The sequence below is a fragment of the Sulfitobacter sp. 1A13679 genome, from assembly GCF_043557115.1.
GTDB classification, from domain to species: Bacteria; Pseudomonadota; Alphaproteobacteria; order Rhodobacterales; family Rhodobacteraceae; genus Sulfitobacter; species Sulfitobacter faviae.
Genome location: NZ_JBIFFO010000003.1, coordinates 195,012 through 209,027, shown reverse-complemented (window position 1 = coordinate 209,027; position 14,016 = coordinate 195,012). Strand labels below are relative to the sequence as shown.

Below are 14,016 nucleotides of genomic sequence, written 5' to 3'. Positions count from 1 at the left end.
TTACTCCGCCGGAACCGCCGCCTCTTCCACGCTGAGCGGCGCGGGCAGATGCACCAACATCTCCTTCGGGCAGACCTGCAAGAAGTTGTGCTTCTCGGTCTCCCAATGCTGAAGGATATCAGCGGCCTTGCGGCTCTTGGTCTCGGCGACATGGCGCTCCAGCAGACCGTGCAACTGATCGAGCCAATGATCGACGGTGACTGGGCAGGTCACGATGGTCTCGGCGTTCATCAACTTATGGGCCGAGCCTTCGGGATCATAGAGATAGGCCATCCCCCCGGTCATCCCGGCAGCGAAGTTCGCGCCGATTTCACCGAGGATCACCGCCACACCGCCGGTCATATATTCGCAACCGTTGCTGCCGCAGCCTTCGATCACCACATGCGCGCCCGAGTTGCGCACCGCAAAACGCTCGCCCGCCCGGCCCGCGGCAAAGAGGTATCCCGCCGTCGCGCCATAGAGCACCGTGTTGCCGATGATCGTATTTTCCGACGCCACCACGGGGCTTGCCATCGAAGGCCGCACCACGATCGTGCCACCCGACAGACCCTTGCCGACATAGTCATTGGCATCGCCCGAGACTTCGAGCTTGAGCCCCGGCGCCGCGAAGGCCCCCAGTGACTGCCCAGCCGAGCCGGTCAGCTTCACCGTTAGGTGGTCCGGTTGCAGCGAATTGCGCATCCCGAAGCGTTTGACGATATGGCTCGACACCCGCGTGCCGACGGTCCGGTGCGTGTTCTGGACGGCATAGGACAGTTGCATCTTCTCACCGTCCTCAAGGAAGCGCGCCGCATCGCGGACGATCTGCGCGTCCAGCGTGTCGAGCACGACCTGACGCGGCTTGTCGCGGTCATAGACGTTCTCATTCGCGCCATCGACGGTGATCAACAGCGGGTTCAGGTCGAGATCATCAAGGTGCGCCGAGCCTCGGCTGACCTGCGTCAGCAGGTCCGCGCGGCCGATCACCTCATCAAGGCTGCGCGCCCCGATGGAGGCGAGGATCTCCCGCACCTCCTGCGCGTAGAAGGTGATGAGGTTCACGACCTTATCCGCATTGCCGGTGAACTTGCCGCGCAGCGCTTCGTCCTGCGTGCAGACGCCGACGGGGCAGGTGTTGGACTGGCACTGGCGCACCATGATGCAGCCCATGGCGATGAGTGCCGCGGTGCCGATGCCATATTCTTCGGCCCCCATCATCGCCGCCATGACGATGTCGCGCCCGGTGCGCAGCCCGCCGTCGGTGCGCAGGGTCACCCGGTCGCGCAGGTTGTTCATCGACAGAACCTGATGCGCCTCAGTGAGGCCCATCTCCCACGGCAGACCCGCATATTTGATCGAGGTCGCAGGCGATGCCCCGGTGCCGCCGTTGTGGCCCGAGATCAGGATGATATCCGCCTTGGCCTTGGCCACCCCGGCGGCAATTGTACCAACGCCACTCGAAGCGACGAGCTTAACGGTCACCTTGCAGCGCGGGTTGATCTGCTTGAGGTCGTAGATCAACTGCGCGAGGTCTTCGATTGAGTAGATATCATGGTGCGGCGGCGGGGAGATCAGCGTCACCCCCTTGGTCGAATGGCGCAGCCGCGCGATCAGGTCGGTGACCTTCATGCCCGGAAGCTGGCCCCCCTCACCGGGCTTGGCGCCCTGTGCGACCTTGATTTCCAGCTCTTCGCACTGGTTGAGGTACTCTGCCGTCACGCCGAAACGGCCCGAGGCGACCTGTTTGATCTTGGCCGAGGGGTTGTCGCCATTGGCCTCCGGCACGAAATGCGCCGGATCTTCGCCGCCCTCGCCGCTGTCAGACTTGGCGCCAATACGGTTCATCGCCACGTTCAGCGTCTTATGCGCCTCGGGCGACAGCGCCCCCAGCGACATGCCCGGCGTTACGAAACGCTTGCGGATTGAGGTGATGCTCTCCACCTCCTCCAACGGCACCGGGTTGCCGCGCGGCTTGATGTCCAAGAGGTCGCGCAGATGGATCGGCGGATTGCTCTGCATCTTTTTCGAATACTGCTGCCACATCTGGTAGGACGCTTTGTTGCAGGCCATTTGCAGCATATGCATGCTGCTCGCCTCCCAAGCGTGTTTCTCACCCGAGCGGCGCAGCTTGTAGAAGCCACCGATGGGCATCACGACACCGTCGCCCTGCCAGCCCTTGGCGTGAACCTCTTCGGCCTTGCGCTGGATGCCGACGACACCGATGCCGGAGATGCGGCTGGTCATGCCGGGGAAATACTCGGCACACATGGCGCGGGACAGGCCCACCGCCTCGAAGTTCAGACCGCCGCGATAGGACGAGATCACGGAAATCCCCATCTTCGCCATGATCTTGAGCAGGCCTTGGTCAATCGCCTCACGGTATTTCTGCACCGCCTGCGTCAGGGTCATGTCCAGCAGCCCGCGCTCAATCCGGTCGGCGAGGGAATCCTTGGCCAGATAGGCGTTCACCACGGTCGCACCGCAGCCCACCAGTACGGCGAAATAATGCGGATCGACACATTCTGCCGAGCGCACGTTAAGCGAGGTGAAGGTCCGCAGCCCCTTGCGCACGAGGTGGCTGTGCACCGCGCTGGTGGCAAGGATCATCGGCATCGCCACGCGGTCAGCACCGCTGTGCTGATCGGTCAGCACCAGATGCCCCGCGCCCGAGCGCACGGCGTCTTCCGCCTCGGCCCGGATGCGCGCCAGACCGGCGCTCAGATTGCCGTTGCCGGGCTCAAATGTGCAGTCGATGGTGACGGTATGCACCTTGAACTGGGCCATCAGCTCATCGAACTGCGCGTTGCCCACAAAGGGGCTGTCGAGCACGATGATTTCGGTCTGCGAGCTGTCTTCGTCGAGCACGTTCTTGAGGTTGCCGAACCGTGTCTTGAGGCTCATCACCCGGAATTCGCGCAAGGAGTCGATCGGCGGGTTGGTGACTTGGCTGAAGTTCTGGCGGAAGAAATGGCTCAGGGGGCGGTACTGGCCGCTAAGCACCGCCGAAGGCGTGTCGTCGCCCATCGAGGCCAGCGTTTCCTTGCCGTCCTCGGCCATCGGCGCAAGGATCTGTTCCAATTCTTCGATGGTATAGCCCGCGGCCACCTGACGGCGGCGCAACTCGGCGCCTTCGAACAGCGGCTTTTCGGTGACACCGGCAAGGACGCCATCCATCTCGGTGATCTTGCCGACCCACTCGCCGAAGGGTTGGTTGGCGGCTAGTTTGTCTTTGATTTCAGTATCATGGAAGAGTTTCCCCTCTGCCATATCCACCGCGATAATCTGCCCGGGGCCAAGCGCGCCCTTGGCCACGACGCGCGCCTCGTCCAGCGGCACCATCCCGGCTTCGGAACCGGCGATCAACATGCCGTCCGAGGTTTCGACATAGCGCATGGGGCGCAGCCCGTTGCGGTCAAGCCCGGCGCAGACCCAGCGGCCATCGGTCATCGCTAGGGCAGCGGGACCGTCCCAAGGCTCCATGACGGAGTTGCAATAGGAATACATGTCACGCCACGCCTGCGGCAGTTCCACGGCCTGTTTAGACCAGGATTCCGGCACCAACATCGTCTTGGCCATCGGCGCGGAGCGGCCCGCGCGCACGAGCACTTCGAAGACCGAGTCGAGTGCCGCGGAGTCGCTGGAGCCGGAGGCCACGATCGGCTTGATGTCCTCGGCCATCTCGCCAAAGGTGGCAGAGGCCATGCGGATTTCATGGCTCTTCATCCAGTTCATATTGCCCTTGAGGGTGTTGATCTCACCGTTATGGGCCAACATGCGGAAGGGCTGCGCCAGCCACCACTGCGGGAAAGTGTTAGTGGAATAGCGCTGGTGATAGATCGCGAAGGCGCTGATGAATTTGTCGTCTTTCAGGTCGGGATAGAACTCCGCCACCTGTTCGGCCAGCATCATGCCCTTGTAGATGATCGAGCGGCAGGACATCGAAGCGATATACATCTGCGGCACCTGCGCCGCGATGGCGGCTTTCTCGATGCGGCGGCGGATCACGTAGAGCTCACGCTCAAATGTCTCTTCATCCACGCCCTTGGCGTTGGAGATCAGGATCTGCTCAATCTCGGGCCGGGTCGCATTGGCCTTTTCACCCAGCACCGAAATGTCGACCGGCACATGCCGCCAGCCATAGATGTAGTAGCCCATACGGAGCACTTCGGTCTCCACGATGGTCCGGCATGTCTCTTGCGCGGCGAAATTGGTGCGCGGCAGGAAAACCTGACCCACGGCGATCAACTCGTCTTCGCGCGGGGTGTGGCCGGTACGGCGGACTTGCTCATAGAAGAAGGGCACGGGGATCTGTACATGGATGCCCGCGCCGTCGCCGGTCATCCCATCTGCGTCGACCGCGCCGCGGTGCCAGATCGCCTTGAGCGCGTTGATCCCGTTGACCACGACCTCGCGGGTCTTTTCGCCATTGATGTTGACCACAAGGCCCACGCCGCAGGAGGAATGCTCTTCCTCGAAACTATACATGCCCTTTTCGGCCATCATCGCGCGTTTGGCTTCTTCGCGGGCCACCCAGGCGTCATCATATTTGGTCATGGCTTGGTTCCTTCCACAAACGCCGCAAATCCTGCTTTGACTTGGGCCTTGGTTTTATTCTCGTGCGCTGCGGCAAAGGCAGGGCCGTCGGGCGTCACGTCTATTTCACTCTTGGTCTCGGGCAGCGCCGCAGGGGCCGGGGCGGCAGGCCGCCCCGATACCATCACTCCGCCGCGATGCGCTGCGCGCCGTTGAAATCGTCAAGGATCGCCTGCGCGCAGTCGCGCCCGTCCTTGATCGCCCAAACCACAAGGCTCGCCCCGCGCACGATGTCGCCCACGGCATAGACCCCGTCGAGCGCGGTGGCCCCGGTGACGTAATCGGCCTTGATCGTGCCCCAGCGGTTGACCGGCAGCTCCGGCTCGTTCCAGAGCGTCGGCAGGTCTTCGGGCTCAAAGCCGAGGGCCATAATCACCATGTCGGCTTCTTCGACATAGTCGGCGCCTTCGATCACCTCGGGCGACTGGCGGCCCGTCACGTCAGGCGCGCCGAGGCGCATCTTTTGCACCATCACGCCGGTCACCGGATCGCCGACGAAGCCCTTGGGCGCGCTCAGCCATTCAAAGATCACGCCCTCTTCCTCGGCGTTTTGCACTTCGCGCTGACTGCCCGGCATATTCGCCCGGTCGCGGCGGTAGAGGCATTTGACGCTTTCCGCACCCTGACGGATCGAGGTGCGCACGCAGTCCATCGCGGTGTCGCCGCCGCCGATCACGACAACCTTTTTGCCCGCGGCGTTCAGACGGCCGTTTTCGAATTCTTCGACCGTGTCGCCAAAGCTCTTGCGGTTGGAGGCGGTGAGGAAGTCGATCGCCCGCTCCACGCCGAATCCGCCCACACCGGGGGCTTCGATCTCACGGGTTTTGTAGACGCCGGTCGCGATGATCACGGCGTCATGCTTGCCCCGGATCGCGCCAAAGCTGATGTCGACACCGACATCGCAGTTCAACTCAAAGGTCACGCCGCCTTCGGCCAACTGCGCATTGCGGCGCTCAACCACGTCTTTCTCAAGCTTGAAGCCGGGGATGCCATAGGTCAGCAATCCGCCCGCCCGGTCGTAGCGGTCATAGATGGTGACCTGCACGCCCGCGCGGCGCAGCATATCCGCTGCCGCCAGTCCGCCCGGGCCTGCGCCGATGATGCCGACACTCTCGGGCCGTTCTTCGCGCGGGGCGGCGGGTTTGACCCAGCCCTGCTCCCAAGCGGTATCGGTGATGTATTTCTCGATCGAGCCGATGGTGACGGTGCCATGGCCCGACTGTTCGATCACGCAGTTGCCTTCGCAGAGGCGGTCCTGCGGGCAGATACGGCCACAGATCTCGGGGAAGGTATTGGTGGCCTGGCTGATCTCATAGGCTTCTTGCAGACGCCCCTCGGCGGTCAGGCGCAGCCAGTCGGGGATGTTGTTGTGCAGGGGGCAATGGGTTTGGCAGTAGGGCACGCCGCATTGGCTGCACCGGCTCGATTGCTCGGCCGCTTTTGCATCCGCATATTCGGCGTAAATTTCATCGAAATCCGTCCGGCGCAAATCGGGCGGGCGTTTTTCGGGCATATCCCGCGCAACGTCTGTAAATTTTAGCATGACCTGCTTCGCCATATACCCGTTCCTTCGACAAATTCCGCCAGAAGGCTCGTATACGAGAGCGCCAAAGTAAATAAAAGACAGCAATGCTGACCTATTTACTTCTTTCCGAGCAAATGAGCGGCTCGGCCATCATTTTTATGCATCATTTAAGGTCCGATGCGGACCTACCCACTAAAACCCAGCCCAAAGCGCGAGGATAACCACCCCGCCCACAAGGATTCGCCACCACCCGAAAAGCGCATAGCCATAGCGGCTGATGTAATCGAGCACCCAACGCACCACGAAAACGGCAGAGATAAAGGCCATGGCGAAGCCCACGGCAATCTCGCCCATGGCCGAGGCATCCAGCACATCGCGGTTCTTATAGATGTCATAGGCGAAAGCGCCCGCCATCGTCGGCATCGACAGAAAGAAGGAGAATTCTGCCGCCGCCCGCTTACTGGCCCCCAACAACAAAGCCCCGACGATCGTCGCGCCCGACCGCGAAGTGCCCGGCACCATGGCGAGACATTGGATCACCCCAATCTTAAACGCCATGGAGAGCGGGAATTTGGTCGCATCGGAATGGGTCGGCGCAGGGGCAATGCGGTCCACGACCAGCAGGACCACCCCGCCCAGTACCAACATGACAGCAATCAGCAAGGGCGTTTCGAAAAGGACCGTTTTGATGAAGTCATGCGCCAAAACGCCGATCACGACCGCTGGCAGAAAGGCCAGAAGCACCGACCAGATGAACCGCCGCGCCTGTGGATCATGGGGTGCTGCCGAGAAGACCGCCCAAAGCCGCGCGGAATAGACCGTCAGGATGGCAAGCACAGCGCCCAATTGGATCACGACCTCAAAGGTCCGTCCGGCGCTTTCGAAACCCAAGAAATGACCGGCCAACAAAAGATGCCCGGTCGAAGATACGGGGATGAACTCTGTCAGCCCCTCCAGCAAACCCAGAAAGGCGGCGATCAGAGTGGTCGATTGTTCCATTATCCCTGCCGCAGATTACGTGCCGATGCTTTGATGGCGTCATATTGCCCCGAGGGCCGGAACCGCCAGAGATAGTCGGGGAGCACCGCATCCATCGCGGTTGGGGTGATGTCAAGCTCGGCAAAGCCGCGCGCGTCTTCCGCTACGACATTGTCCTTGCGCAGGTTCTTGACCTGATCGCGGGTCAGCATCTTGTTGGTGAACAGCCCAAAGGTAGCCGTCTGCACCATATCGAACCCGAAGGCGACGATTTTGGCGAGGAACCACGGCATGTTGAGTACCAAACGACGGCGGTGAATTACCTTAAGCATGCGCTGCATCAACCCGCGGAAGGTATCCACATCGGGACCGCCGAGTTCATAGACGCCCGAAGGGACCTGCCCCTCCAGTGCTTTTTCCGCCGCCTTGGCCACGTCGTCGACGAACACCGGCTGGAACCGGGTCGAGGCACCGGCGACCGGCAGGATCGGGCCGGTGCGGGTCATGCCTGCAAAACGGTTAAAGAATTCGTCCTCTGGCCCGAACATGATCGAAGGGCGCAGAATCACGGCTTGGGGCATATGTTTGAGAATGGCCGCCTCGCCCTCACCTTTGGTGCGGGCATAATCGCTTTCGGCCTCCATATCCGCGCCGATGGCAGAGACATGCACGAAATGGCCGATCCCTTCGGCGGCGGCCATGCGGGCGATACGCTCGGCCCCTTCGGATTGCACGGCGTCAAAGCTGTTCTTGCCGGTCTCGACCAGAATGCCAACGCAGTTCACCACCGCATCCGCGCCGCGCAGCGCGTCGGCCACGGAGCCATCGTTGCGGATGTTGCACAAAACAGGTTCGACTTGGCCGACCACACCATAGGTCCGCACAAAGAGCGCCTCGTTGGGATGGCGCACCGCCACCCGCACCCGCCAACCAGCTCTGGCCATGCGATACGCGATATAGCGTCCGACAAACCCCGAACCGCCATAAATCGTGACCAGCTTAGACATTCTGCCGCTCCTGTAGATAAATTCTCTGACAGGATGTACCCGCGCACCGCCCCTGTCACAAGGCCAAACCCCCGGTTGCAGCACCTCGCGCGCAGGATTTTCCGATTTTCGCATAAATTGCGATTGACAGTCACCCGGCTGAGCCTTAGAGCACCCCACACGATACGTGCCCAGGTGGCGGAATGGTAGACGCGCTAGCTTCAGGTGCTAGTACTGGCAACGGTGTGGAGGTTCGAGTCCTCTCCTGGGCACCATATTCCCCGACAAATGATTGACTGTAGATCAGGCCTTAAACGGCCCCGACGCTACCCCCTCGGGGGCGCTGCGACCGCCGGTCACGCACGGCCCTATTGGACGCGGACACCCGCATTTTGCAGGCAAAGCTGTAGCCGCGTAGCAAGCTCGGCCAAGCTGAAAGGCTTTTTCAAACAATCGCTTGCCCCCGCCGCCAAAGCGCGGCGCAGCAGATCGGCGTCTTTCCGGGTGGAGATCATGACGACCGGGATGCCCCGATAGAACGGCAAGCCCCTGACATGGCTACAGAACTCAAGCCCATCCATTGCGGGCATCATGAAATCGGTGATGATCACATCCGTCGCGATCCGCTCCTGCGCCAGCGCGACCAGAGCTTGGGCGGGGCAGCCATAATCTGCCACGCAGGAAAACCCGACCTCGGCGAGGGACGCTTGGATGAACTGTCGTGCGATTTCAGAATCGTCGATAACGATTGCATTCCAGTTCATCACGCCCCGCCTTACACCTTAATCACGCCCCAAGGGTCACCCTAGTGGTGCGGGACTTAATATGACGTGAATGCTTAAATGCGTTTGCCGACGAACATCGCCGAGTCGGAACGCACGCAGGCGATCTCACCCCTTTGCCAGATAAGCTCCCCCTGTGCGGTCGCGTATTTGCCCATGCTGACGCAGGCGGTGATCGGGGTGATTTCGGTAACGGCTTGTGCGGCGTCGAAACTGTTGCTGAACTGAATGGACATGGCTTGTGCTCCTGAGTTGACTTGCCTCAACCTTCACACATCTCGCCGCGCAATGCCTGCTGACGTCGGGATAAGCGCCCTATTCTAAGGTATAGAGCGCCCCACCCTCGGGCTGCGGTTAATGCCTGTTCAGCAGCTTTTGGTACTTCGATACAAAGAGATGCGCACCCTTCATCTTTTGCGTCACCCAATCGCCCGCGGTGAAGAGCATCAAAAAGCTATTGCCGCGCACCGGCCCCAAGGGCAGCAGAATCGGTGCCTCCGCGCCCCAAGGGCGATAGGTTTTCATATCCGCCAGCTTGCGGCCCGTGATCAGCCCGGTGAGGGTCTTTCGCAGCCAAGGCAACTGCCGGCTGACCGCGACGATGGTCATATTGTCGCCCGGGTCCGCCACGTCCCCTGCGGCAAAGACATTGGGCAGGGATGAGGGGCGCAAATAGCCATCGGTCTTGATCCGCTCGGCGGCGGTAACCTCGGCCCCCGGCAGGTTCTTCAACAATTCTGACGCGGCGCGCGCGCCCAAGACGGGGAAGATCAGATCGAATGCCCGCTCCGCCCCGCCGTCAAGGGTGAGGCTGCCCGCATGCGGCTCTGTCATGGAGGCGAGCCCTTCGGCCTTCTTGCCGAGGATCAGCTCCACCCCGGCGCGTTTCAGCTTCCTGCTCAGCGAGGCGCCGAGGCTGTCAGGCTTTCCGGCAAAAAGCTTGTCGTCTTTGGTGATCAGGGTGATCTCTTTGTCGGGCATGGCATGGGCGATCTCACCGGCTAGCTCGACCCCGACAGCGCCCGCGCCGATGATGCCTACGGTCTTAGCCGCCAGCAGCTTTTCACGCGTCTCTTGGTTCGCGGCCCGCAGCCCGTCGATATCTGCGCCCTTGGGTTTGAACGGCGTCGCATAGTCCGAGCCGGTGGCGACGACGATGTAATCCGCCTCGACCCGCGTGCCGTCCGCCAGCGTGACACCCTTGCCATCGACAGCAGTCGCCCGCGCCGCTACGACGCGGCCCCGCTTCAGCAACCGGTCATAGGGGATCAGCGATTCCTCGACCAAACTGGGCTGCACCACGGCGCGGATCATCGCGGAGGCATGTACGAAATGACTGCGCGGCTCGATCAAGGTCACCTCGGCGATCTGGTCCATCGCCTTGGCCAGTTCGGCCCCCAGATAGCCGCCCCCTACGATTGCGATACGCTTGCCCATCGGTGCCTCTCCTTTTGATCGGTTTCGCCTGCCGGACAGTCTGCCCGCGTGGTCAGCTTTCTACATAGGTGCTCTACCACCGATTTCTCGCAGAACGTGGCGAAAGCCGCCGATCCTGCCGCCACAGGAGGCTAGATGCTCACGCGATAAGCGCGGGGAAGGGCGCGATTCTCTTAAATGGTGCAACATATTGTTTAGAATCATCGCACCTGCTTAACTCCCCCCAGCGACAGGGAGAGCCGCGACACAATGAAAGACACCAAAGCAGAGACTTTTCTGCGTTTCGATAACGTCAAGAAGAGCTACGATCAGGAAAATCTCGTCGTCAAAGGCTTCGACATGGATGTGCAGGAGGGGGAGTTCATCACCCTTCTTGGCCCCTCGGGCTCGGGCAAGACCACCGTCTTAATGATGCTGGCGGGGTTTGAGAGTGTCACCTCAGGCGATATCGCAATCAATGGCCGGTCGATCAACAAGACCGCGCCGAACAAGCGCAACATCGGCATGGTGTTCCAAAACTACGCGCTGTTCCCGCATATGACCGTGGCCGAAAACCTCGCCTATCCGCTGAGCGTGCGGAAAATGTCCAAGGCGGATATCAAAGAGCGTGTGGCCGAGTATCTGTCGCTGGTCGAGCTTTCGGCCTTTGGCGACCGCCGCCCCGGGCAGCTTTCGGGCGGGCAACGGCAGCGCGTGGCGCTGGCCCGCGCGATGATCTTCCAGCCGACGCTCATCCTGATGGACGAACCTCTGGGCGCGCTCGACAAGAACCTGCGCGAACAGATGCAGTTCGAGATCACCCGCCTGCACAAGCAGATCGGCTTTACCGTCATCTACGTGACCCACGACCAGACCGAAGCGCTGTCGATGTCCGACCGGATCGCCGTCTTCAACGACGGTGTGGTGCAGCAATGCGCGCCCCCGGCGGAGTTGTATGAGCGGCCGGTCAATGCCTTCGTGGCCGAGTTCATCGGCGAGAACAATTTCGTGCAGGGCAAGGTCAGCCGGATCGAGGGGGAGGTCGCCAAGATCGAGACCGATACCGGCACGATCACCACGCAAACCTCCGAAGGGCTGACCGAAGGCGCGCAATGCCGGGTCTCCATCCGGCCCGAGAAACTGTTCATCCATCCCACGACCCATGCCCATGACAACGCGCTAACGGCGACTTTCGTCACGCGCATCTATGTGGGCGATTTCATTCGCTATTATTTCCGCCTGCCGGACGGCACCGACATTATCGTCAAAGTGCTCAACGACCTGTCCGCGCCCGAGTTCGAAGAGGGCGCGACGGCGCAGCTGTTGTCCCTGACGAAAGACTGCATCGCCTTTGCCAATTAAGGGCGACCGGGGGCAAACCGGGGCCCCGCATAAAACCTGGACATGACAAGGAGAGACCGATGAAGAAGCATCTGAGTTATTTGGCCACCGCGGCGCTGATCGCCAGCCCCGCCTTGGCCGAGGATCTGACGGTGACTTCCTTTGGCGGGGCCTATGGCGCCGCGCAGATGGAACATATGATCCAACCCTATATGGATAAATCCGGCACCAACATCCTGTTCGAAGATTACGGCGGCGGCGTGGCCGAGATGAAGGCGCAGGTCGAGGCGGGCAACATCCTGTGGGATGTCGTCGACATTGAGGTGATCGACCTCGAACGCGCCTGTGCCGAGGGCTATCTGGAAGTGATCGACCAATCGGTTCTGCCCGATGGCGACGATGGCACCCCGGCGGCAGATGACTTCATCGATGACGCGCTGGCCAATGAATGCGGCGTGGGCAATATCGTCTGGTCCGTCGTCTTTGCCGTAAACACCGAGAACGGCGAAGGCCCCAAAACCATCGAAGACTTCTTTGATATCGAGGCGTTCCCCGGCAAACGCGGTCTGCGCAAGCGGCCTCAGGTCAACATGGAATGGGCGCTGCTGGCCGATGGCGTCGCCCCGGAAGAAGTTTATGAGGTGTTGGCCACCGAAGAGGGGCAGAAACGCGCATTTGCCAAACTCGACACCATCAAGGACGACATCACTTGGTACGACAGCTGGTCGCAGGCCCCCGTGCTGCTGAACGACGGCGGGGCGACCATGGTGCAATCCGCCAATGGCCGCATTTTCGCCGCGATCAAGGATGATGGCGCCCCCTTCGAGATCGTCTGGGACAGCCACATCTATGACCTCGACGTTTGGGCCATCATGAAGGGCACCGAGAAGAAAGAAGAGGCGATGGAGTTCATCAAATTCGCCACCGGCACCGTGCCGCTCTCGGGCATGCAGGACGTGGCCTATGGTCCGACCCGCGCCTCTGCCCAAGCGCTGCTGCCCGAGGACGTGAAACAAGACCTGCCCACCGCGCATCTTGACGAAGGCGTCAAAGCCGATGGCATCTTCTGGGCCGACTATGGCGAGACGTTGGGCGAGAAGTTCAACGAATGGCTGCTGCAATAAGCACCCCGCCCCGCGCCTGACCGGGCGCGGGGCACCCAACCCCTATAGAAGAGTAACCGCGTGTCCAGCCTCACTTCCCAAGACGCCGCCAACGCCCGTCGCCAAATGCGCAGACGCCGCCTGCAGGCGTTTCTTTTCGTGGTGCCGCTGCTGCTCTTCATTCTTTTCGCCTTTGTCGCGCCGATCACCACGATGCTGTTCCGCAGCGTCTACAACCCCACCGTGGCCGAACTGGTGCCCGAAACGCTGGAGATGCTCGAAGACTGGGAGGGCGAGAGCCTGCCCGACACGGCGGTCATCACCCAGATGGCCATCGACATGAAGCGCATGGCGGGCAACCGCACCTCCGGCAGGTTCGCCGATGAGATCAACCGCGCCCTGCCGGGCATGTCGAGCGTCATCAAATCCACCGCCCGGGGCCTGCGCCGCGCCGAGGACGTCGAGCTCGCCGCCAATGGCGCCGAGATGCTGCTGGAAAAGAACGACCGTTGGGCCAAACCCGCCACTTGGCGCGCGATCCGCAGCGCCGGGCAGGTCTATACGTCGAGCTACTACCTCACCGCTGTCGATATGGAATACGACTCCGAAGGGGACATCGTCCAACGCGACACACAGATCTACAAACAGCTCTATACCAAGACGCTGAAGATGGCGCTGATCATCACCGGGCTGACGATGCTGCTGGGCTATCCGCTGGCTTTCTACATGTCGCAAGCCAGCCCCGCGACGGCGAACTTCCTGATGGTCTTTGTCCTGCTGCCCTTCTGGACCTCGCTCTTGGTGCGCACCACCGCGTGGATCGCGCTCTTGCAAGCCGGGGGCGTGGTGAACTCCTCCCTGATCTGGGCCGGGCTGATCAACGAACCGATCGAGCTTCTCTACAACGAGTTCTCCACCATCCTCGCCATGACCCACATCCTGCTGCCCTTCATGGTGCTGCCGCTCTACGCGGTGATGCGCGGGATCGATTCGAGCTTCATGCGCGCGGCGATCTCCATGGGGTCGAACTCCATCGGCGCGTGGTACAAAATCTACCTGCCGATGAGCCTGCCGGGCCTCTCTGCCGGGGCGCTCTTGGTCTTTATCATCTCGGTCGGCTACTACATCACGCCCGCACTTGTGGGCGGCACCGATGGGCAGATGATCTCGAACATCATCGCCTTCCACATGCAGGTGTCCAACAACTGGGAACTGGCGGCGGCCTTGGGCTCGCTCCTGCTGATCCTGATCCTCGTTCTCTACTGGCTGTTCGACCGTTTCGTCGGCACCGACAACCTCAAGCTGGGATGACG

At 61.5% G+C, this 14,016-nt stretch carries 10 protein-coding genes and 1 tRNA gene; 4 read left to right on the top strand and 7 right to left on the bottom strand.

Features of this window, described 5'->3' with window-relative positions; genetic code table 11:
- The 4 genes from gltB to ACGYLA_RS04150 form a co-directional block, all read right to left on the bottom strand.
- Complete coding sequence (gltB, locus tag ACGYLA_RS04165) at positions 1-4,533, bottom strand: glutamate synthase large subunit (protein WP_394430531.1); 4,533 nt, start codon at positions 4,531-4,533, stop codon at positions 1-3.
- A 163-nt stretch (positions 4,534-4,696) separates the two neighbouring features.
- The gene (locus ACGYLA_RS04160) at positions 4,697-6,130 is read right to left on the bottom strand and encodes an NAD(P)-dependent oxidoreductase (protein ID WP_271688733.1); all 1,434 of its coding nucleotides are present in this window, start codon (positions 6,128-6,130) and stop codon (positions 4,697-4,699) included.
- A gap of 159 nt (positions 6,131-6,289) precedes the next feature.
- Positions 6,290-7,096, bottom strand: a complete 807-nt coding sequence (locus ACGYLA_RS04155) for an undecaprenyl-diphosphate phosphatase (protein ID WP_271688732.1) — start codon at positions 7,094-7,096, stop codon at positions 6,290-6,292.
- Positions 7,096-8,082, bottom strand: coding sequence for a complex I NDUFA9 subunit family protein (locus ACGYLA_RS04150; RefSeq protein ID WP_394430529.1), 987 nt, complete (start codon positions 8,080-8,082; stop codon positions 7,096-7,098). The genes ACGYLA_RS04155 and ACGYLA_RS04150 overlap by 1 nt, the downstream gene beginning before the upstream one ends.
- A gap of 168 nt (positions 8,083-8,250) precedes the next feature.
- Here ACGYLA_RS04150 and ACGYLA_RS04145 point away from each other — a divergent pair.
- Positions 8,251-8,336: transfer RNA gene (locus ACGYLA_RS04145), tRNA-Leu, on the top strand.
- Between the two features lie 93 nt (positions 8,337-8,429).
- Here ACGYLA_RS04145 and ACGYLA_RS04140 read toward each other — a convergent pair.
- From ACGYLA_RS04140 to ACGYLA_RS04130, 3 genes are all read right to left on the bottom strand, one after another.
- Positions 8,430-8,825: a PleD family two-component system response regulator gene (locus tag ACGYLA_RS04140; RefSeq protein WP_394430527.1), complete on the bottom strand. Its 396-nt coding sequence runs from the start codon at positions 8,823-8,825 to the stop codon at positions 8,430-8,432.
- A gap of 74 nt (positions 8,826-8,899) precedes the next feature.
- Entirely contained in the window at positions 8,900-9,079 is a 180-nt protein-coding gene (locus ACGYLA_RS04135; RefSeq protein WP_168613435.1) for a hypothetical protein, read from the bottom strand.
- A gap of 118 nt (positions 9,080-9,197) precedes the next feature.
- Positions 9,198-10,280 carry an NAD(P)/FAD-dependent oxidoreductase gene (locus ACGYLA_RS04130; protein WP_394430525.1) on the bottom strand — a complete coding sequence of 361 codons (1,083 nt, stop codon included), beginning with the start codon at positions 10,278-10,280 and terminating at the stop codon, positions 9,198-9,200.
- Between the two features lie 249 nt (positions 10,281-10,529).
- Here ACGYLA_RS04130 and ACGYLA_RS04125 point away from each other — a divergent pair, with 249 nt between their 5' ends.
- The 3 genes from ACGYLA_RS04125 to ACGYLA_RS04115 are packed head-to-tail and all read left to right on the top strand — an operon-like array spanning position 10,530 to position 14,014.
- Positions 10,530-11,621, top strand: a complete 1,092-nt coding sequence (locus ACGYLA_RS04125) for an ABC transporter ATP-binding protein (RefSeq protein ID WP_394430523.1) — start codon at positions 10,530-10,532, stop codon at positions 11,619-11,621.
- A gap of 59 nt (positions 11,622-11,680) precedes the next feature.
- Complete coding sequence (locus ACGYLA_RS04120) at positions 11,681-12,724, top strand: ABC transporter substrate-binding protein (RefSeq protein WP_394430521.1); 1,044 nt, start codon at positions 11,681-11,683, stop codon at positions 12,722-12,724.
- Between the two features lie 60 nt (positions 12,725-12,784).
- Positions 12,785-14,014, top strand: coding sequence for an ABC transporter permease (locus ACGYLA_RS04115; RefSeq protein ID WP_394430519.1), 1,230 nt, complete (start codon positions 12,785-12,787; stop codon positions 14,012-14,014).
- The last annotated feature ends 2 nt before the right edge of the window (positions 14,015-14,016 follow it).

Excerpts from the sequence above, each read along its gene's own strand:
- ACGYLA_RS04160 (WP_271688733.1), bottom strand. The coding sequence starts at position 6,130 with ATGGCGAAGCAGGTCATGCTAAAATTTACAGACGTTGCGCGGGATATG.
- ACGYLA_RS04155 (WP_271688732.1), bottom strand. The coding sequence starts at position 7,096 with ATGGAACAATCGACCACTCTGATCGCCGCCTTTCTGGGTTTGCTGGAG.
- ACGYLA_RS04125 (WP_394430523.1), top strand. The coding sequence starts at position 10,530 with ATGAAAGACACCAAAGCAGAGACTTTTCTGCGTTTCGATAACGTCAAG.
- gltB (WP_394430531.1), bottom strand. The coding sequence starts at position 4,533 with ATGACCAAATATGATGACGCCTGGGTGGCCCGCGAAGAAGCCAAACGC.
- ACGYLA_RS04130 (WP_394430525.1), bottom strand. The coding sequence starts at position 10,280 with ATGGGCAAGCGTATCGCAATCGTAGGGGGCGGCTATCTGGGGGCCGAA.
- ACGYLA_RS04140 (WP_394430527.1), bottom strand. The coding sequence starts at position 8,825 with ATGAACTGGAATGCAATCGTTATCGACGATTCTGAAATCGCACGACAG.
- ACGYLA_RS04150 (WP_394430529.1), bottom strand. The coding sequence starts at position 8,082 with ATGTCTAAGCTGGTCACGATTTATGGCGGTTCGGGGTTTGTCGGACGC.
- ACGYLA_RS04135 (WP_168613435.1), bottom strand. The coding sequence starts at position 9,079 with ATGTCCATTCAGTTCAGCAACAGTTTCGACGCCGCACAAGCCGTTACC.
- ACGYLA_RS04120 (WP_394430521.1), top strand. The coding sequence starts at position 11,681 with ATGAAGAAGCATCTGAGTTATTTGGCCACCGCGGCGCTGATCGCCAGC.